At 47.9% G+C, this 19,445-nt stretch carries 18 protein-coding genes; 1 reads left to right on the top strand and 17 read right to left on the bottom strand.

What is annotated here, in order from left to right; all coding sequences use genetic code 11:
* Nucleotides 1–18: 18 nt before the first annotated feature.
* The 16 genes from ftsZ to mraZ are packed head-to-tail and all read right to left on the bottom strand — an operon-like array spanning nt 19 to nt 17,860.
* On the bottom strand, nt 19–1,257 hold the full coding sequence (gene ftsZ, locus VLX91_02620) for a cell division protein FtsZ (GenBank protein ID HUI29085.1): 1,239 nt from the start codon (nt 1,255–1,257) through the stop codon (nt 19–21).
* 13 nt (nt 1,258–1,270) lie between these two features.
* Nucleotides 1,271–2,560 carry a cell division protein FtsA gene (gene ftsA, locus VLX91_02615; GenBank protein ID HUI29084.1) on the bottom strand — a complete coding sequence of 430 codons (1,290 nt, stop codon included), beginning with the start codon at nt 2,558–2,560 and terminating at the stop codon, nt 1,271–1,273.
* Between the two features lie 10 nt (nt 2,561–2,570).
* Nucleotides 2,571–3,347 carry an FtsQ-type POTRA domain-containing protein gene (locus tag VLX91_02610; protein HUI29083.1) on the bottom strand — a complete coding sequence of 259 codons (777 nt, stop codon included), beginning with the start codon at nt 3,345–3,347 and terminating at the stop codon, nt 2,571–2,573.
* The gene (murB, locus tag VLX91_02605; protein ID HUI29082.1) at nt 3,344–4,282 is read right to left on the bottom strand and encodes a UDP-N-acetylmuramate dehydrogenase; all 939 of its coding nucleotides are present in this window, start codon (nt 4,280–4,282) and stop codon (nt 3,344–3,346) included. The genes VLX91_02610 and murB overlap by 4 nt, the downstream gene beginning before the upstream one ends.
* Nucleotides 4,283–5,746, bottom strand: coding sequence for a UDP-N-acetylmuramate--L-alanine ligase (gene murC / locus VLX91_02600; protein HUI29081.1), 1,464 nt, complete (start codon nt 5,744–5,746; stop codon nt 4,283–4,285). It abuts the gene before it with no gap.
* Complete coding sequence (locus tag VLX91_02595) at nt 5,739–6,242, bottom strand: hypothetical protein (GenBank protein HUI29080.1); 504 nt, start codon at nt 6,240–6,242, stop codon at nt 5,739–5,741. Before VLX91_02595 ends, murC begins: the two co-directional genes overlap by 8 nt.
* Nucleotides 6,235–7,326 (bottom strand): undecaprenyldiphospho-muramoylpentapeptide beta-N-acetylglucosaminyltransferase, encoded by a 1,092-nt coding sequence (murG, locus tag VLX91_02590; GenBank protein ID HUI29079.1) that lies wholly within the window; start codon nt 7,324–7,326, stop codon nt 6,235–6,237. Before murG ends, VLX91_02595 begins: the two co-directional genes overlap by 8 nt.
* Nucleotides 7,326–8,489 (bottom strand): putative peptidoglycan glycosyltransferase FtsW, encoded by a 1,164-nt coding sequence (locus tag VLX91_02585; GenBank protein ID HUI29078.1) that lies wholly within the window; start codon nt 8,487–8,489, stop codon nt 7,326–7,328. The genes murG and VLX91_02585 overlap by 1 nt, the downstream gene beginning before the upstream one ends.
* On the bottom strand, nt 8,486–9,844 hold the full coding sequence (murD, locus tag VLX91_02580; GenBank protein ID HUI29077.1) for a UDP-N-acetylmuramoyl-L-alanine--D-glutamate ligase: 1,359 nt from the start codon (nt 9,842–9,844) through the stop codon (nt 8,486–8,488). The genes VLX91_02585 and murD overlap by 4 nt, the downstream gene beginning before the upstream one ends.
* 1 nt (nt 9,845) lies before the next feature.
* Nucleotides 9,846–10,955, bottom strand: coding sequence for a phospho-N-acetylmuramoyl-pentapeptide-transferase (gene mraY / locus VLX91_02575; protein ID HUI29076.1), 1,110 nt, complete (start codon nt 10,953–10,955; stop codon nt 9,846–9,848).
* Nucleotides 10,955–12,379, bottom strand: a complete 1,425-nt coding sequence (gene murF / locus VLX91_02570; protein HUI29075.1) for a UDP-N-acetylmuramoyl-tripeptide--D-alanyl-D-alanine ligase — start codon at nt 12,377–12,379, stop codon at nt 10,955–10,957. Before murF ends, mraY begins: the two co-directional genes overlap by 1 nt.
* Before the next feature lie 5 nt (nt 12,380–12,384).
* Nucleotides 12,385–13,899 (bottom strand): UDP-N-acetylmuramoyl-L-alanyl-D-glutamate--2,6-diaminopimelate ligase, encoded by a 1,515-nt coding sequence (locus tag VLX91_02565; protein HUI29074.1) that lies wholly within the window; start codon nt 13,897–13,899, stop codon nt 12,385–12,387.
* Nucleotides 13,899–16,049 carry a penicillin-binding transpeptidase domain-containing protein gene (locus VLX91_02560; protein ID HUI29073.1) on the bottom strand — a complete coding sequence of 717 codons (2,151 nt, stop codon included), beginning with the start codon at nt 16,047–16,049 and terminating at the stop codon, nt 13,899–13,901. The genes VLX91_02565 and VLX91_02560 overlap by 1 nt, the downstream gene beginning before the upstream one ends.
* 43 nt (nt 16,050–16,092) lie before the next feature.
* Nucleotides 16,093–16,488, bottom strand: coding sequence for an FtsL-like putative cell division protein (locus tag VLX91_02555; protein HUI29072.1), 396 nt, complete (start codon nt 16,486–16,488; stop codon nt 16,093–16,095).
* Nucleotides 16,485–17,402 (bottom strand): 16S rRNA (cytosine(1402)-N(4))-methyltransferase RsmH, encoded by a 918-nt coding sequence (rsmH, locus tag VLX91_02550; GenBank protein HUI29071.1) that lies wholly within the window; start codon nt 17,400–17,402, stop codon nt 16,485–16,487. The genes VLX91_02555 and rsmH overlap by 4 nt, the downstream gene beginning before the upstream one ends.
* Nucleotides 17,402–17,860, bottom strand: a complete 459-nt coding sequence (gene mraZ / locus VLX91_02545) for a division/cell wall cluster transcriptional repressor MraZ (GenBank protein HUI29070.1) — start codon at nt 17,858–17,860, stop codon at nt 17,402–17,404. The genes rsmH and mraZ overlap by 1 nt, the downstream gene beginning before the upstream one ends.
* Before the next feature lie 536 nt (nt 17,861–18,396).
* Here mraZ and lexA point away from each other — a divergent pair.
* Nucleotides 18,397–19,023, top strand: coding sequence for a transcriptional repressor LexA (lexA, locus tag VLX91_02540; protein ID HUI29069.1), 627 nt, complete (start codon nt 18,397–18,399; stop codon nt 19,021–19,023).
* Between the two features lie 59 nt (nt 19,024–19,082).
* On the opposite strand, the gene VLX91_02535 is transcribed toward lexA, so the two are convergent.
* On the bottom strand, nt 19,083–19,445 hold the full coding sequence (locus VLX91_02535; protein HUI29068.1) for a hypothetical protein: 363 nt from the start codon (nt 19,443–19,445) through the stop codon (nt 19,083–19,085).

The following is a 19,445-nucleotide window of genomic DNA, read 5'->3' as shown; positions in this document are numbered from 1 at the left end:
ATATATCCATTCAGAGACTTAATCCATAACTTTTCGTAAGAACGCAGGTCTTTCGCCCGGCTTCTGAAGGATTGTCTCGTCTTTTATCTCTTCATCCATTTTGTTCAGATGGATATTGATGCCGTTCCTCTCAAAAGTAGGCTCGTCGAAAGAACGCCAGTCCTTGATGCTCCACGTCTGATCTTTGATTTTATCTCTGTCCTTCAGCATCAACTTCTTCCTTGGATCCGGAGTAGAGGTCGGGAGCGGTTGCGTGCGATTGTTTATACCCGCAGCGATAACCGTGACGATAACTTCTTTTTCTATTTTCTCGTCGATCGAAACACCTACAATTACCTTACTCTCATCATCGCCGTTCTTCGCAACACTGCGAACGCTTTTTACTATCTCATCGAATTCATGGAGAGCAAAATTATTGCCTGCGGTAATACTGACCAGGATGCCTTCAACCCGCTCGAGGGAGACTTCTTCAAGAAGCGGATTGGAAATAGCCGCAGACGCTGCTTCTGCCGCACGTCTTTCACCGCTTGCGATTCCCGTTCCGATGATTGCGTCGCCGCGGGAAGCGAGCACAGTTCTCACATCAGCAAAATCAACATTAACAAATCCAGGCTTCGTGATTATTTCAGATATTCCACGAATCGCGTCGTATAAAACATCGTAAATTTTCTGCAAAGAAGCAAGATAACCTGCCGACTTGTCGGAAATGGTCAGCAACTTTTCATTCGGAATAACGATCAGAGCATCGACATATTTCTTCAATTCCTCGATGCCCGTTTCAGCATTTCTCATTCTTTCTTTGGCTTCGTTAATGAACGGCTTTGTCACAACCGCTACAATAAGGGGTGCACGCTCATCCTGGCCTTCCTTCTTCACGTCGTCCCGGTCCGCTCCCTTGAGGATACTCGCCACTACCGGCGCAGCACCGGTTCCCGTGCCGCCGCCCATCCCGGCAGTCAGAAAGACCATGTCGCTGTCTTTCAGTGCGCGATGAATTTCCTCGCGTGCCTCGACGGCGGCACGTCTGCCGATATCTGGATTTGAGCCGGCTCCAAGTCCACGTGTCGTCGTTTTGCCTATTTGTATCTTATTCGGCGCGACGCTGCGCTCAAGATCCTGCAGATCGGTATTCATAGAAATCAGATCGACGCCATGAATACCTCGCTTTGCAATGCTGTTAACGGCGTTGCCACCGCATCCGCCAATGCCCACAACTCTTATTCGCGGGCCTTGCTTATCTGTGTCTAATTCAAACACGTCTTACCTCCTGTTAAACGTTGTCAATATTTTTGCTGATGAATTTTTTCAGAAACTGTAAACTTTTATCCAAAAAACTTTTCCCGTTTTTGCTCGGACTTCCTTCTTCCAAAACATCCTTGGACGATTCGGCGAATTGAATCGTCGATTTCCCGGCACCGCGTTTCAAGCCATATTGAATCAGTCCGACTGCCGTCGCATAAATCGGATTTTCTACTTCTCTTACGAAACCGCCGTCAAAGCTCTGCGGTATTCCGATCTTAGCCGGCACACCAAGTACATATTCAACCAGCTCCGGCATGCCTTTCAGCAATGCACCTCCGCCCGTGAGGACTATTCCGGCAGACAAATGACGCGAGTAACCGGAACGCTTTATTTCCATCGCTACTATGTCCAGGAGTTCCTCCACGCGAGGCTGAACAATTTGTGCAAGGAGTTTCTTGTTTATCTCAATCGGTCTTCGTCCGCCGATCCCGGGGATTATTATCGGCTCGTCATCGACCACCTCGGACACCATGGCATACCCGTGGTTGACTTTCAATTCTTCTGCCTGTTCCGGCAATATGCCGAGTCCTTTACGTATATCCGTCGTGATGTGGTCACCCGCAATAGGAATGACCGCCGTGTGCCTGATCGTCCTGTCTTCAAACACTGCAAGGTCCGTGGTTCCGCCGCCTATGTCTAACAACGCAACTCCAACTTCCTTCTCGTCCTCGGTAAGAACCGAGTAGCTCGAAGCGAGCGGCTGCAGAACCAATTCCTCAACCTTCAACCCGGCTCTCTCCACACATTTGTGTATATTCTGAGCGGCAGTAACCAAACCCGTGACTACGTGCATCGAAGCTTCGACCCGGACCCCGGCCATCCCGATAGGATCGTGAGTAACGGTTTGACCGTCGATTATGAATTCCTGCGGAATGATATGAATGATTTCCCTGTCGCGTGAAAGATGAACACGTCTTGAGTCTTCGATCAGACGATCGATATCGTTTTCAGTTATTTCATGGTCTGGATTACTGATAGTAATAATGCTGTTTGTCTTGAAACTGTCGATATGCTCTCCGGCGATGCCGACGATGGCGCTTTTTATTTTCATGCCCGGCTTAGACTCGGCCACGTGCACAGCCTCCTGAATTGACTTTACGGTTCTATCAATGTTCGCCACAACGCCGCGGCTCATGCCGCCAGACTTACTTGTGCCGATTCCGAGAACGTTCAATCTCCCGTTTGAATCGGCCTCCACCACCAATGCGCAAACTTTAGTCGTTCCGATATCGAGTGCCACAATCATGTTGTTGTTCATTTATAACACCTTAGTTTACTTTTCCCAATGTTTGCGAAGTCCCGACCGCGTCAGGTCGGCCTCCTTTGGTTTGCATCCCAAGAACAATTTGCCCGTCAAATCTGAGATCGACATAATAATAGTCTGCATCGCCCCTGCCGGCGATTTCCGTCAGGAATTTCTGCAGATATAAAAGTTTCCTGTCAAAATTTCCCTTTCCCACCACTGCCGGAAGCGAAGATGCCGTCGTGAAGACGACCAGGTTACCTTCGTTCAATTGAACCTCGTCAATGCTGGCGGCAATTGCCGGTCCAAATCTCTCTGCCTCCGAAAGAAAGTTCACAGCTTGCATCAAGTCATCCTTTGCAGTGTCCCCGACCGCGACTTGAGCGGTTATATTGGTGATGATCGGCAAGTTATTTTTTCGCTCCAAAGGAACAGGAAGCACGATGCCGTCCTCGTCAATCGAAAGCATGGAACTCTTCAAGGCAAGGAGCGCTAAAGGATTTCGCTCTTGGACGGTTATCGTTAAATCATAAGGAAGAGCTCGCACTACAGTAGCTTCCTTCACGAAAGGATTTTGTCTGACGCGGGACGAAATTTTTGAAAGGTTTAATCCGTAGAGCCTGCTTCCCGCATGGACATCGGCAAGCGTTTTGACTTCATCGTCGGTCAATATGCTCGCATCATAGACTTTTACATCCTGCAACACAAGCTGGTTCTTCCAATTTTGTGAAGTCAGGTAAAGGGCAGCGAGCACGCAAACACCGAAAGTAAAATTCAGATATGTCCGCTCGATTCTTTTCATGCTTCGTTACTCGCCAATTCTTCGACCCGCCCATCGATTCTTTCGGGAAATCCTAACAGCCGCACATCAAGCTCCAACATCACACCAAACTTTGTTTGCACTTCATCTTCTATGCGGCGAATAATTTTGAGTATATCGCCTGAGCTTGCGTTTCCTAAGTTGACAATGAAGTTCGGGTGCTTCTCCGGCACTCTTGCATCGCGAATCTTCAAACCGTTCAAACCGCAATTCTCAATCAACCTTGCGGCCGAGTTCATCACCGGATTTTTGAATATCCACCCGGCGCTGGTGGAATCATCAGGCTGTGATTCTCTTCGCCGGAGTATCAGCTCACGGCAAACTCTCTTCATCTCCGTTTTGTCGCCAAATGGGAATTTGAACGACGCGCCGACCACAATGTCGTCCTGGAGCGAACTGTACCGGTAGCCGAATATGATCGCCTCTTTTGGGAGTTTTGTCGGCTCCCCTCTGCGAATTAATTCGACTTCTACGAGATGATCGGATATTGTACCGCCGTACGCACGCTCGTTCGACACGACCGCTCCGCCGAGAGTGCCATGAATTCCCGCAAGCATCTCGGCCCCGTGCAGATTTTCTTCTACACAGGCATCGACGAAATGTGCCAACTTTGCTCCTGCACCCGCTTTCACAAATTCCCCGTCAAATTCAATCTTACCGAGGCCGCGTTCGAGATTAATCACTGCTCCACGATAGCCATGGTCGCTCACCAAGATATTGCTTCCGGTAGTCATGAGCACGAACGGAAACTGGTTTTCGTTCAAGAGGCTGACCAAAACTGCAAGGTCACCTGGATCTGCAGGTTCAAAATAAAAGTCAGCCTGCCCACCGACCTTGAACGTCGTCAGCCTTGCCAGCGGTTCGCCGATCCCGATGTAGCCTCTGAAAAACTTTTTTATCTGATCAATAGAGAGCATTTACTTCTTCCTTGCCGCGGTTTTTTCGGCCTCACGTTCGGAGCTAGCGATGGGTTTTCCGGGATTCCCCGCATTCCGTATTACTGATTCGGTTCTCAACTTGACGATAAAATCTTCCCCATATTTCGTAATGTCGCCGGCTCCGAGGGTCACTATGATGTCGCCTGATTTTTTTAGCTTCATTAAAAACTCCGGAAGCTGTTTTTTGTCCTGAACGTAAAATGCTTCTTTGTGTCCGAACGATCTCGCATCGCTTACGATCAATTCCCCTGTGATGCCTTGAATTGGTTCCTCACGCGCAGGATAAATCTCTGTGACGACCAGGACATCAGCGTTGAGAAAGCTCCTTCCAAATTCATCATGAAAATCTCTCGTGCGTGAATATAGATGCGGCTGAAAGACTGCCACAACCCGCCTGTGAGGCCAGCCTGATTTCAATGCGGATAGAGTAGCCTGTACTTCGGTAGGATGATGGGCATAATCGTCGACGACCATGACACCGTCGACATCCGCTTTCAATTCGATGCGCCTATAAACGCCCGCGAACGACTCGATGGCCTTCTTGATCTTTGAAAATTCTATCCCCAACTCAAGTCCGATACCTATTGCGGCAAGGGAGTTCTTCACATTGTGCAATCCCGGAACGCTCAGCTCGATTTCCCCGAGATCCTTGCCGAACCGGAGAAGATTGTATTTGCTTCTGTTTTCAGCGAACGAGATATTTACTGCGCGCAAATCCGACTGAGCGCTGATACCGTAAGTAACTACCTTCTTCCTGATCGACGGGAGGATTTCCTGGATAGACGGTTCATCCAAACAAAGAATAACAAATCCATAGAACGGGACTTTGTTTGCAAATTCCATAAATGCTCGTTTTATGTCTTCGAGATCGGAGTAAATGTCAAGATGTTCGCGCTCAAGCGTCGTGATCGCTGCTATGACCGGGGTTAGTTGAAGAAACGATCTGTCGAACTCATCCGCTTCAACCACTATGTAATCTCCGTGACCGAGCCGCGCGTTAGTTCCACCTAAGCTCGAAAGCTTTCCCCCAACTATAACTGTGGGATCCATATTACCTTCCATCAATACAAGGCTTGTCATGCTTGTCGTGGTGGTTTTGCCGTGTGTGCCTGCAATTGCAATCCCGTATTTCATCCGCATGAGCTCGGCGAGCATTTCAGCTCTTCTTATCACGGGGATTTTCTTTTCCGCCGCCGCAACGAGTTCAGGATTATCGAGGTGAACCGCCGATGAATATACGACAACGTCCGCATCATCGAGATTTTTGGCGGCATGATCCCTGAAAATTTTTGCGCCCAATTTTGCGAGCCGCTCGGTTATTTCGGTAAGCTGCCTGTCCGAGCCGCTAACCTCAAAACCCTGGTCCATAAGGATCTCGGCAATTCCACTCATCCCGATTCCACCGATCCCGACCATATGAATTTTTCTTACGCTCTTAAACATTTTTTCTCCTGAAAGAACGCAGCCTTTTCTTCGGGAGAGTCGTAGGATTGATCTTTCCGCTCAGATCCCTAAAAATCTCCATCATTCCCTTTTCGTCGTGGAAATGGACCGGGTTGATGCGAACGGCTCTCAAGTGATTTTTCAATTTCATCTTTATGACCCGATAACTCCCGCGTACCTTCATCCGCTTCGGTCTCCCAACCTGGATCCATTCTAACTCAGTAAGATTGATCGTCTTGCTGTCAAACCTGTTCTGCAAAATGATAAAATCGTCGGTAACCACGACGTCTCGCTGAAAAAGCATATTCACCACAAGAACAACTACCGAATAAATCAGCACGCAGATGAAAGCATAAACAATCGGGTCTCTGAAGACCAATTTGAACTCGCTCTCAGCAAATGTTCCTCTTATGACGGCATATAGGATCAGAGCGACCGCATATACCGCCACGGACTGGTAGTAAAATTCAAATCTGCGCTTAAAATGTCTACGCATCTGTACCTGCAATCCTTAAAATTGATTCCGCAATAATTTCCGCCGCATCGTCACGAGACAGTCCGCCGATCTTTTTACTCATTTCCGAGAGCCGATCAGAGTCATCAACCAGTGCAAATAATTCCTTCTTAAACTTTTCTCCGATCTCAAATTCCTGTACCATGACGGCGGCGCCGCTCGCAACCAACGTGCGTGCGTTCTCCACCTGATGATTCGCGGCCGCATGAGGATATGGAACGATGAGTGCCGGAAGATTGAAATAGATAAGCTCGGCAACTGTTGTAGCCCCGGCTCTGCAAACGGCAATATCTGCCGCCGAGTAAGCATACTCCATCTTATCCAGGAATTTTTCGACGATGATTCGGCCAAGATTTTGCCGCTGCCTCCCGATGATTCGATCGAAATCAACGGAGCCAGTTTGCCATATCAATTGGTAATCGCGCTTCAACAGATCATCTACCGATTCCAACACGGCAGTATTGAGCCTCACGGCTCCAAGACTTCCGCCCGTCACGAGAAGAGTGTGCTTCTCGGGGTTCAAGCCGAAAAATCTTAGTGCATCCCTGCGATTAACCTTCGACATTTTCCTAATCGGACTCCCGGTCAGGAAGAGATTGCGCGTGGAGCGAAAGTATCTTCTCGATGAATCAAACGCAATATGAATTTCGCGAGCGAACGGCGCAAACAATCTCGTCATCACGCCGGGGTAACTGTTGTGCTCCTGAAGAATAATCGGCGTCCTGGTGACCACCGCGGCCGCGCACACCGGTCCGGAGACATATCCGCCGGTACCCACCACAACTTGAGGCTTGAATGTCAGGAGGAGTTTCAGCGATTGGAAAACGGAAACGAGTATCTTCAACGGAAGAAGAAGATTCGATAGCTTGAATTTTCGCGAGAAGCCGCCTATCCAGATAGCGAAAAAATTGTAGCCAAGCTGGGGCACGACTCGACCTTCAATCTTGTTTTTAGTGCCCACAAACATTACGTCTACATCTTTCTTTTCCATCAGCCTTTCTGCAATGGCAATAGCGGGAAAAAGATGACCTCCGGTTCCACCGCCTGCAAAGACGACTTTCACCATCAGCTGTAGACCCTCCCGACGACGGGCTCGTCATTATCTCTTACCGTATGTTTCTTCCTTCTGGCAATTGAGTAATACTCTTTCTCCGTAGCGGGAATTTGCTTCGAGACATTCAAAACAATTCCTACCGCTATCGAATTGACTATCATGGCCGTACCACCATAGCTGACGAACGGCATAGGAAGTCCGGTAGTGGGGAAGATGCCGATCGCCACAGCCGCGTTGACAAAAGCATAAAGACAAATTCCGGAAGTTATCCCGGCCGCTAGCAAGGAGCCAAATCTATCCGGCGCAAGCTTTGCAATCGCCGTCCCACGAAGAGCTATGAACAAGAAGATCAACATAACCAGGATGGATCCCCACAAACCGTATTCTTCGCCGATGATCGAGTAAATAAAATCACCGTAAGACTCCGGCAAAAACAGATTTCTCTGCCTGCTATTGCCGGGCCCCGCTCCAAAAATTCCGCCATTGCCGAACCCTATTATAGATTGCTGAACCTGATAATTTCCGGAGCCATGATTCATCCATGCTTGAACTCGTGCAATGCGGTACGATTCAAACGTTAATACTCCCGCGCCGATTATGATTACTCCGACGACTAAAATTGCAAGATGTGCTTTTCCGACGCCTCCGGCGACAAACATCAATCCGACGACTGCAAAAATCATCAGTGCGGTGCTGAAATTCGGCTGCAGGACAATCAATCCGGCAATTATTCCCGACGCGGCGAGAGGCTGTGATAAACTCCGGTAATCATGGAGTTTCTCCGAATTTTCAGTCAAGTATGCTGCAATGAAAAACAAGATGGCTATCCTGGCAATCTCAGAAGGCTCAAAGCTGAAAATCCCGAGATGGATCCAGCGAGCGGCACCTTTTATCATTACCCTTTGCCCGAGTGCGACAATAAGTAACAATGCGGAAATGACAAGAATGTGTAATGCGTGTTTCTGGTATTTATGGTAGTCGAGCTTCGCAAAGACAAAGATTAAAACGATTCCGACTAGAACTTTGAAGAGATGGCTCTTCAACAAGTAAGCAGGGTTTTGAAATTTTAATTCCGCCCAGAATGCACTTGCACTGTAAACGACGACGAGACTCATAAGCATGAGTGAGATCACCGCGAACAAAAACCATTTATCTGCGGGTTTCATCTTCTTCATTCCAGTTCCATTACCAATCTTTTAAACTCACGCCCCCGGTGTTCGTAATCATGAAACATGTCGAAGCTTGCACAAGCCGGCGAGAGAAGAACGACATGACCCGGTTTTGCTTCCCCGCGCGCCTTCGCAACGGCATCTTCCATGGATGAAGCCATGACGCACTTCGTCTTGTCGGAAAATTCTTTCTGCATTTTTGCCGCAGCCTGGCCGATGAGCACCATGGCACGGACTTTTTTCCTGACAAGATCGAAGAGAGGTGAATAATCGTTCCCTTTGTCTTTTCCGCCTGCAATCAGTACGATTGGAGATTCGAAACTTCCGAGAGCGTACCACACCGCATCGACATTCGTCGCCTTTGAATCGTTTATGTACCTCACTCCGCCGAGTTCACGCACCGGTTCGAGACGATGCTCGACTCCGGGAAATTCTCTCAATGTATCTGCAATTACACCCGGTGAGACTCCGAGAGACCTCGCAGCAAGAGCCGAAGCGATAGAATTATAAAGATTATGGATGCCGGGAATTTTTATTTCTCCTGAGCCTATAAGATGATCCTGTTTCCCTTCTCCGACGAAGAAGACTTCGTCGCTTTCAACAAACGCGCCGGAAGAAATTTTCCCTTTCACGCTGAATGGTAATTTGATAATGTCCAATTTGCTGCAATGCTTGCTGACTGCTTCATCGTCATGATTGTATATCGCAAAATCGTGAGGAGTTTGGTTCATGAAAATTCTGAATTTGGAGTTCTTATAAGCCTCGTAATTTTCATATCTGTCAAGGTGATCGGGTGTGATATTGAGAAGCACGGCAGCTTTCGGTTTGAAAGTGTCAATGTGATCTAACTGAAAACTCGACACTTCCACCACTGCGACGGACTTCTCATCGGTGTCAAGGACATAATCAGAAAAGGGGAAGCCGATATTCCCGGCAACGATTGTTTTCCATCCGGCGTTTTCGAAAATTTTTCCAATCAGAGTCGTCGTTGTCGTCTTGCCGTTGGAGCCGGTTATTGCAACAATCGGAGCCCGGCAAAACCATGACGCGACCTCAACCTCGCTGTAAACTTTCAGACCCACCTTCTCAGCATGATGCACTAAGTTTGAGTTTGATGGTACACCGGGACTGATCACGATGAAATCCGCATCAAAAATCTTGTCCGTATGAGCACCGAATTCATAATCAACTCCGAGATTATCCAGCGTCCTGCTTTCCTGCGCGGATTCCTCTTTAGGTTTTTTGTCGCTCACGAACACGACGGCGCCCTGCGACTTCAGAAGCCCTGCAACGGACAGACCACTTCGGGCCGCTCCCAAAACGGAAACTCGGGCGGATTTTATTTTATCAGGCTTCGCCAAATTATCTCACCTTGAAAGTCGTTAAACTGAGTATCGCCAGCAAAATCCCGACTATGTAAAAACGCGTAACAATTTTCGGCTCCGGCACGCCGTAAAGCTCGAAGTGATGGTGCAGCGGCGCCATTTTAAAAATTCGCCGCCCCTCTCCGTATTTTTTCTTCGTGTATTTGAAATAAAGCACCTGAATTATTACCGACAACTCCTCTGCGAGAAAAATTCCACCGAGTATCGGAAGTACCAATTCCTTTTTAATCATTATAGAGATTCCTGCTATCACTCCACCAAGTGCAAGCGAACCCGTGTCTCCCATGAACACTCGTGCAGGATAAGCATTGTACCACAGGAAGCCGAGAGACGCTCCGACTAGTGCCGCACAATAGACCGTAAGCTCACCGGTACCGCGGAGATAAATTATGTTCAGATACCGGCTGAAATCGATATTGCCCGAGATGTAACTCATGAGTGCAAGGGTCAGCGCCACGATTCCGACTGCACCGACAGCAAGACCGTCCAGCCCGTCCGTGAGGTTGACGGCGTTTGAAGTGGCAGTAATTACAAAAATCACCACCGGGATATAGAAGAAGGAATAATCAAAGTTCAAGTTTTTGAAAAATGGAACGGTGGTGACCGAATTGAAAGGAAAAAACTGAGGTGAAAAGTATAGAGCTGCTCCGACGATCAACCCGATTCCGAATTGTCCGATCAATTTGTACCGCGCGATGAGTCCTTTTCGCTTTTTCCTCACCACCTTCATGTAATCGTCGACAAATCCTAACATGCCCAGCCAGAGAGTAATCAAAAGAATCAAACGCACGTAAGGATTTGCGAGGTCTCCCCACAGCAAAAGCGGCACAACCACAGAGCCGATAATTATTATCCCGCCCATCGTCGGGGTGCCCGCTTTCGAAAGATGGGAGGCCGGGCCTTCTACTTTTTCCTGTTCTCCGATCTGGTGTTTATGGAGTTTCCGGATCACAACTGGACCGATCACAAAGCTGATCAGCAACGCGGTTATCGCAGCGAGTGCTGAACGGAAAGTAATATACCTGAATACTCCGAAACCGGGGGGGTGAAAATGTTTTTCAAGGAGATCGAACAAATAATACAGCATCAGCGAAACCCTCTATTTGGAAGTCGGTTCGTTAACGCACTTACGACTTCTTCCATCTTCATTCCACGCGAACCTTTAATGAGGACAATGTCACCTACTGAAATTATATCCAGAAGTCTTCGGGAAAGTTTTTCTTTGTCGTCGAAAGCTTCTATTTTCATTTTGCCGGCCGTGCCATGATATTCATGACTGTCGGCTGCAGCTGAAATCTCTTTCGCGAGATTTCCATATGTGAGGAGATAGTCAAAATTTATTTCCGCAATTTCATTTCCGATTTTCCGGTGTTCCTGCAACGCTGATTCGCCAAGTTCGAGCATGTCGGCAAGCACTGCAACCTTTTTCCCTTTCGCGCGGATCATGGACAGCCAGCGGATCGCTGAGAGGGCAGATTCCGGATTTGAATTGTACGTGTCGTTAAGAATCCTCACTCCCCGGGTTTCGATAAGCTGCATCCGCTTCTCAAAAGCCCTGTAATTTTCCAAGGCGCTCTTTATGTTTGACAGACTAATCCCATACTTACAGCCGATCGCTGCTGCCGCAAGCGCGTTCATCGCATTATGAATTCCCGGTATCCTCAAGCGAACCAATTCAGTCCTGCCAGAGTACCTTATCTCGAATAACGCGCATCCTCTTCTGTCTATGCCGAAAAGTCTGCCGGAAAGATTCCTTCGCTTCGCCGTTCCGGATTGAAAACCGAAGCCGAATCTATGTTTCGGAAGTCTAGACATGCCAGTGATGTTCCTGTCATCCACATTGATAAAAGCGGTGCCGTCGGACACCGTCAGGAAATCAAAAAGACCTTCTTCTTCTTTCCTGACGCCGCTCAAGTCCTTGAAAAACTCCAGATGCTCCGCTCCGATGTTGGTGATGAGTCCGGCGTTTGGCTCGAGTATCTCGCAAAGTCTTTTGATCTCGCCAAAATGGTTTGTACCGATCTCGACAACCGCAGCATCGTGATATTTTTTGAAACCAAAAATCGTCGACGGAACACCGATTTGGTTATTATGATTTCCGGAAGTTTTAGCGACCCTGAACTTTTTCTCAAGGACTGCGGCCGCCATTTCTTTCGTAGTGGTCTTGCCGTTCGAGCCGCCGATTGCGATCACCGGCATCGAGAATTTCCTGCGGTAAATTCTAGCAAGGTTGCCGAGTGCACGGGTCGTATCTTCAACTACTACCAACGGCCCCCGGTCGAGAGCCGATAGTTGATGACTGGTTTCATACCATCTCCTATCTACCACCGCACATGCTGTCCCTTTGACAACGGCGTCCCGGACAAAATTATGGCCATCGAATTTGTCGCCGCGGATCGCGAAGAAGATTTCGCCGGCAGACAAGGTCCTTGAGTCAGTAGAGACCGACCTGGCCGACTTGAAATTCACATTATGAAATTCAGCTCCCGGTATTTCGTGAACGTCTCGCACAGTAATCAACTCTTCTCCGCAACGTAATTCTCTGACAATCCAAGCGCCTTCTCGGCTTCTTCGCGGTCGTCAAAATGATGCTTGGCCCCTTTGATGTCCTGGTAATTTTCATGTCCCTTCCCTGCAAGGACCACGATGTCGTTTGGAAGCGCTAGAGACAAGCTCTTCTTTATTGCTTCGCTGCGGTCGACGATGCGCAGGACATTTTGGTCATCTGGTTTTACGCCTTCAAGTATCTCATCAATGATCGAGCCGGGGTCCTCGAATCGCGGGTTGTCTGAAGTGACGATAGTTACATCGCTCAAATCCTCCGCGATTTTTCCCATCTTAGGGCGCTTTGTGCGGTCGCGATTTCCACCGCATCCGAAAACGGTTATCAACCTCCCGCCTTTTCCTTCCGATGTCAATATTTCCCGTGCAGATTGCAGTGTCTTCTGCAGCGAGTCCGGAGTATGCGCATAATCGACCACGACCAGGAATCCTTTTCCGGAATCGATGCGCTCAAATCTTCCTTTGACACCGGGGACTCTGCACAATGCTTCAGCGGCAGAAGCCGGATTATATCCTAAAGAAACCGCCGTCGCAAAAGCCCCAGCAAGATTATACGAACTGAATTTGCCGGCCAACATAGACTTTATTTCAAACTCCTCGCCTGCGTATTTGATTGTGATCTCCGCTCCATGAATGCCAAATGAAAACTTGACAATCCGAAAGTCGGCTTGAGGAGCGAAGCCGTAGAATATTTTTCGGGCAGAAGTACCGGCAACAATTCTCTCGCCATATTCATCATCCATATTCACGACGGCGAAACTTCCCTCGCTCAACGAATCGAACAAAATTCTTTTCGCCTTGAAATACTCTTCCATGGTATGATGAAAATCGAGATGGTCCTGGGTGAGATTCGTGAACATGGCTGCCTTGAACGGGATGCCGTAAACGCGATCCATCACCAGTGAATGGGATGAGACTTCCATAACTGCATAAGTCGCGTTCCTTGCTGCTGCTGCTGCCATCATGCGATTAAGCTCAAAGGACTCGGGGGTCGTGTTCACCGCCGACTCAAGGGTTTCACCGTTCAGCATATGCTTAATAGTTCCCATGAGAAGAACTTTCTCTCCGGCAGATCGCAGCATCCATTCGATGAGATATGTGCTCGTAGTCTTCCCATTCGTTCCGGTTACTCCGATTGTTTTCAGCTTTTTACTCGGCCAATCGAAAAAATTCGCTGAAATAAGCGCAAGAGCGCGGCGGGTGCTGGGGACAAGTAGTTTAGTGGTGTGGTGAGAGAGGAAGTATTCGTCATCAACGATACTTTTGTCCTCGAGCACGACCGCGCTTGCGCCACTGCCCATGGCATCGACTATGAAGCGGTGTCCATCAAATTGCGCTCCCCTCATCGCAACAAACAGCGATCCGTCTCTGACCTTTCGTGAATCATAAGCGACGCCGACGATTTCCTTTTCGGTATCGCCGACGATCTCCTCTACTGAAACGCTCCTGATGAGTTCGCTAAGCTTCATCAAAAAATCCCCGATGCATTAAAATTCCTGTCATCACAATTGATGACTACGATCGATTTCTTATTTACCGGTGTTCCGGGATCGGGGGCCTGGCTGACGATTTTCCCGCTTCCATTAACGCGAAATCGAATTCCTGCCGTGAGAAAGAAACTTGTCGCTTTCCTGACGCTTGCTCCGCGGAAATCCGGCATCTTCGAGATTTTTCTCGCATCTACAAAGTTTAGTTCGACTGTTGCTCCTTTGGGAAGCAACGTTCCAGCGTTCGGTCTTTCAGACAACACGATTAAACTGTTGCCCATCCCCTCATCCGAAATCGCGAGTCCGGAATTTTCCATGATCGCTTTCGCAGACGCGTAATCTAAGTACGAAACATCGGGAACCTTCACTAAATTTGTACTCGCTGCAGTTGTCGAGTTAGTTCTTTCAGAATTGCTGACAAAGTTCTGCGTGAAATCTTTTGGTTTCTGCTGGAAAGCTGATGAAGTATTCGAGACCATTCTTACACCATTATCCAAGAAGTCGGTGGTCCTTCGCTGCATAATTCCATAAATGCGGGATGCAATTTTCTTAAAAATCGGAGCCGCAACACTCCCCCCGGTGTAGCCGTTCATCGGAGAATCAACCATTATAAACCCGACAATTACTGGATTGGGGACAGGGAAAAAACCAGCAAAGGAAGCATGATAAAATTTCTTCGAATACTTTCCGTCGACCAATTTTTGCGAAGTCCCTGTCTTACCTGCAATAAGAAGATCATTTATCTTCGCCGGAGACCCCGTGCCGTTTTCAACAACGTCGACAAATAGTCCTGTCAGGGTTTGTGCGACTTCAGGGCTTACCACGCGCCTAATCTCCACAGGCGAATTCTGAGACAGCACATTTCCCCTCGCATCCACGATCCTGCTGACAACGTAGGGCTTCATCAGAGTTCCACCGTTTGCAATGGCCGCGTACGCCTGCGCCATTTGAAGCGATGTCACCATCACTTCATAGCCGAACGACATGAAAGGCTCGGAAATTTTCGACCACTCGTAAGGCTTCTTTAACTGACCGGCAGCTTCTCCAGGAAGCTCAATCCCGGTCGGCGCACCGAAACCAAAATCTCTTGCATACCTGTAAAAGCTGTTGGGAGGTATTTTCATTCCGATCTTTGAAAACGCGATGTTGCTTGACAATTCCACAGCTCGCCTGAATGTTACCCATCCTGCACGTTCAAAATCTTCAATCAACTTCCCGTACAAAAAGTATTTGCCGTTCTCTGCAAAAATTACATCGTTTGGTCTTTCAATCCCTTCTTCGAGCGCCGACGCTGCGGTCACAACTTTAAACGTCGAACCGGGTTCGAACACATCCGTTATTGCTCTGTCCCGGGAATCATCAAATGAATATCGTGTGTAATCAGATGGATCAAATTTGGGATAGTTGGCAACTGCGAGAATCTCTCCCGTGTTGGGATTCATGAAAATTGCCGTACCAGCAGAGCCTTTCGCACTCTCCACTCCAGCCGCAAGCTCTTCGTCAACGATTTGTTGAATATTCATGTCGATGGTCAGCTGCAGATTGCATCCCGGCACGGGATCTATCTTCGGATAATCAACCGAAGGCATTTTTCGTCCGATTCCGTCGCGTTGCATTATCTCATAACCGTCCTTGCCGACGAGAATCGAATCAAACTCGAGCTCGATCCCGCTCGCCCCTTTTCCATCGACGTTTGCGTAACCGAAAACCTGTCCTGCGGCGCTGCCATAAGGATAAAGTCTCTGCTGCTCTTGCAGGCTAATCAAACCGTATACATTGAAGTCCTTAAGGGACTCGGATTGTTTGGGACCGATATTGCGAGCAAGCCAGACAAACTGCGACTTTACATTCATCTTCTGCGTGAAGAATTCGATGGGCTTGTCGAAAACAGCACCGAATTTTTCGGCGATTCTCTTCTTGTCGGTTGAATCGAGAAGCTCCGGATCCGCCGCATAAGAATAACCGAAGTTGTTTGAAATTATCAGACTGCCATTCCTATCGTATACCATTCCTCGATTAGCTCGAAGTGGCACGCGGCTCTCATATTGGTTTTGGGCAATCTTGTGATAGTAAATGCTCCTGACTCCCTGCACAAATCCCAACTTCACAACGACGGCAGCAAACAGCAACATAAACAAGAGGCGGATGAAATTTATCCGAGCTCGGTGGCTTGCCTTATTTTGTTGTGTCTCTTGCATCCTTCCGGTTTGCCTCCTCCAATTTATCCGCATCGACCGTGACTTGATCGAGAGTCTGACTGCTATAAACAAGGCCAAGTTTTTCCGAGGCGATCCGAGTAATTCTTTCAGCGCTGGACAATTTTTTCATCTCCGCCTGTAACGAATCGTTCCGAAATCTTATTTCTCTGTACGCAGAATCGAGAGAACTTATTTCTCTCACCAACCTGTCTACTGTAACGCTGTTATTGACAATGATCAGAAGCACCGCGACAGTCCCCCCGAGAAATAGAATAAATTTGGAAACTGTTATCGGTGCCTGCTTCGGGTTCTTTGCATCTGCACTGCGGGCCGCGTCTTCTCGTTTACCTTTGAGTTCTATCTCGTCGCTCATGCTATTCTTTCGATTGCCCTCATCTTTGCACTTCGTGCCCTGCGATTGCGCAAGACTTCATCACGACTTGGTGAGATCGGTTTACGTGTCAGTATTCTGGCGCGAGCGGTTTTGCCGCAGGTACAAACGATTGCCTGCGGCGGACACACACATGTCGCGGCTTCGTACTTAAACCTTTCCTTTACTATCCTGTCTTCCAGAGAATGATAAGAGATCACCACGATTCTCCCGCCAAGAGAAGTCATATCAATAGCCGCTTTCAGTCCCGAGAAGAGAGAATTGAGTTCGTTGTTGACTTCGATTCGAAGCGCTTGAAAAATTCGCGCCAGAGTTTTAGCAGAGCTTCCACAGACTTTTCCGATTATTTCCACAAACTCCGAAGTAGTCTCGATATTATTTTTCCCCCTCCGCTTTACAATTGCCTTCGCCAGCAGACGAGAGCGGGGCTCTTCACCGTATTTGCCAAACACTGCGGACAGTTCTTCAACATCATATGAGTTAATTACGTCATAAGCAGAAGTTTTCAAATCCTTGTCCAGGCGCATGTCCAGTTTCTCATCCCGCCTATAACTGAACCCAGGCTCGTTGTCGAGTTGGTAGGAAGACACGCCAAGATCGAACAGGAAGCCGGCGGCTGATATAATATTTATGTCATCAAAAACATTTCTTATTTCCGAAAAATTCTTCTCCACGAATGAGAACCTGCCATCCTGGGAGAAAAATCTATCCGCGTTTTGTTTGGCATGTTCATCAACATCGAAAGCAATCACTTTCGCACCTGAATTCAACCTGGAAAGAAGCTCTCGCGTGTGTCCTCCTCCCCCGAATGTCGCGTCGACGTATGTTGCACTCAAATCAGTTACCAAGAAATCTATGCTCTCCTTCAGCAGCACCGGTTCATGAAATGGCACCATTACTTGTTGACATTAACCGTCATGATTTGTTCAACAACATTGGCATAGCTCTCCGGCTGAGAGTTAAGATACTCGTTGAAAATTTTTGGACTCCATAATTCGATCCGTTCGAGTGCACCGATGATCACCACGTCTTTCTCAATCTCGGCAAATTCGAGAAGGTTTTTGGGAATTGTGATTCGTGATTGCGAGTCAAGCGGAAATTCTTCCGATGCCCACATAAGAAGCGTGCGTGTAAAATATCTGTGTTTTTCGAGAAACTGATTAAGCGAGCGAAGCCTCTCTTCAAGGCGCTGCCATTCATCCAGAGGGTAGACGTATAAACACTTTTCTACTCCGCGTGTCACGACAAATGAATCGCGTGAATCGGGGGAAAGACTCTTTCGGAGCTTTGCAGGAATGCTGAGTCTCCCTTTTGAGTCTAAGACGTATTCGTACCGGCCTTTAAACGACGACATATTCCTCTATGCGTCCACATTTTTTTAGTAAACAAGGGAAAAACTGGGGTCTTCCCCACTTTTCCCCACCACGTTGGAAATTTAACCAATTGGCTCCAAATGTCAAGCGAATTTTTATCACTTTTTCCCGCCAAAACGAATTGATACAAAAATGAACAAATTTGAGGGCATTTCAGAGATTTACTGCCGTTATAATCTTTACACTAAACAAAGGGAACAAAAATTTAGTATCCTTCTTGACCGCTAAACTTGTGTTTTGTAATTTATTCCTGTCAAAAAAATTCTTCATCTCTTTACTTTGTTGTATCGAACTTGGCGCCGGAGCAGTAAAATCTCATGAACCATGAAAAGGTAATCTCAACGAGAAATGACTCAAGCAATTACATGTTTCTGCAGCAAACTGGCATCTCTGACTTTGCCAGCACTGCTGTTTTCTTTTGCAGGAAGACATTTCTTCGTTCGCTGCTCCAGGGAATCCTGTCAGGCCAATTCATGGTGCAACTCTCGTTCGATTGCGGCTGTGTTGGATTAGGTTGATGGCAAGAGGACTTACAAAACGACAGGGCGAGGCTCTCGAATTTATTCGGCGATTTATTAAAGAGCATTCTAAACCACCGACTTTCCGCGAGCTTGGCAAGCAGCTGGGAATTAATTCAACGCGAGCTGTCAGCGATTTACTTAAGGCCCTTGAGAGGAAAGGCTACATCGAACGTGAAGCGGGTCGCTCGCGCGGAATCAACCTTCCAAAAACCGAGCAAACCAATCCCGACTTGCCCCCCTCGGTGCGGACAATTCCAGTCGTGTCACGAATTGAGTCGCGCGAGATTATTTTTTCCAACATAGTCGACGTTCTACACTTCGACTCCAAACTTCTTCCGGAAGGTGAGCTATTCGCAGTGAAAGTCTCGGATGACGCAATGAATTATGTCGGATTGTATAAGGGCGATTACGTGATATGTAGGAGAGTGGCGGCGCCGGAGCAGAATTCGCTCGTCCTTGGAAGTGCATCAGGAATCTTAGTTGTAAGATTTTTTGAGTTGGTAAACGGGAAAGTACATTTGAAGCCGTCGAACAAGTCTTATCAGGTATTAAATTTTTCGCCCGACGACAGACAATTTTTTGTTGCAGGAGAAGTTGTGTTGACCTTCAGAAAGACGAAATGATGAATTGTGCCACAGACCAGCGGCTCTCCCGCAGCACACGGAGAAACGGCAGGAGCTTATTAGCTCCCGATGTATGTTACCTGTACCTTTGACACGCCTTCAAGCTCTTCCGCGGTGAGAATCCTCGTTACTCCCCGACGTAGGTTATCCTGATGCAAAATTCTTCCGCCGGTATCGAAGTTCAACGTAACTGCTGCAGTGGTGGCCGCATGGAACGTCATCCCGCCTCCATCGGTCTGATTCAGAGATGATGGACTTTTTGTCTGATTTGCTGGAGTGAAATTGATTCCGGGGCCGGAGATTACCGTTACAGTCACTTTAGCTGTTACTCTCAATAACTGCGCTCGCGTAGATGAAGTACAAGTCATCATTCCGAGTATCAGGACGATAATGAACATCGTATCTCTTACCGGGTCTGTCAT

It is taken from the genome of Candidatus Acidiferrales bacterium (assembly GCA_035515795.1).
GTDB lineage: Bacteria > Bacteroidota > Ignavibacteria > Kryptoniales > JAKASW01 > JAKASW01.
Note: the sequence above shows the minus strand (reverse complement) of the source record. Positions and strands in the feature narration are given on the sequence as shown.

Excerpts from the sequence above, each read along its gene's own strand:
- VLX91_02595 (HUI29080.1), bottom strand. The coding sequence starts at position 6,242 with ATGCGTAGACATTTTAAGCGCAGATTTGAATTTTACTACCAGTCCGTG.
- murG (HUI29079.1), bottom strand. The coding sequence starts at position 7,326 with ATGGTGAAAGTCGTCTTTGCAGGCGGTGGAACCGGAGGTCATCTTTTT.
- mraZ (HUI29070.1), bottom strand. The coding sequence starts at position 17,860 with ATGTCGTCGTTTAAAGGCCGGTACGAATACGTCTTAGACTCAAAAGGG.
- murB (HUI29082.1), bottom strand. The coding sequence starts at position 4,282 with ATGCTCTCTATTGATCAGATAAAAAAGTTTTTCAGAGGCTACATCGGG.
- VLX91_02565 (HUI29074.1), bottom strand. The coding sequence starts at position 13,899 with ATGAAGCTTAGCGAACTCATCAGGAGCGTTTCAGTAGAGGAGATCGTC.
- mraY (HUI29076.1), bottom strand. The coding sequence starts at position 10,955 with ATGCTGTATTATTTGTTCGATCTCCTTGAAAAACATTTTCACCCCCCC.
- VLX91_02560 (HUI29073.1), bottom strand. The coding sequence starts at position 16,049 with ATGTTGCTGTTTGCTGCCGTCGTTGTGAAGTTGGGATTTGTGCAGGGA.
- ftsA (HUI29084.1), bottom strand. The coding sequence starts at position 2,560 with ATGAACAACAACATGATTGTGGCACTCGATATCGGAACGACTAAAGTT.
- VLX91_02585 (HUI29078.1), bottom strand. The coding sequence starts at position 8,489 with ATGAAGAAGATGAAACCCGCAGATAAATGGTTTTTGTTCGCGGTGATC.
- VLX91_02610 (HUI29083.1), bottom strand. The coding sequence starts at position 3,347 with ATGAAAAGAATCGAGCGGACATATCTGAATTTTACTTTCGGTGTTTGC.
- VLX91_02535 (HUI29068.1), bottom strand. The coding sequence starts at position 19,445 with ATGACAGACCCGGTAAGAGATACGATGTTCATTATCGTCCTGATACTC.
- lexA (HUI29069.1), top strand. The coding sequence starts at position 18,397 with ATGGCAAGAGGACTTACAAAACGACAGGGCGAGGCTCTCGAATTTATT.
- VLX91_02555 (HUI29072.1), bottom strand. The coding sequence starts at position 16,488 with ATGAGCGACGAGATAGAACTCAAAGGTAAACGAGAAGACGCGGCCCGC.
- murC (HUI29081.1), bottom strand. The coding sequence starts at position 5,746 with ATGTTTAAGAGCGTAAGAAAAATTCATATGGTCGGGATCGGTGGAATC.
- rsmH (HUI29071.1), bottom strand. The coding sequence starts at position 17,402 with ATGGTGCCATTTCATGAACCGGTGCTGCTGAAGGAGAGCATAGATTTC.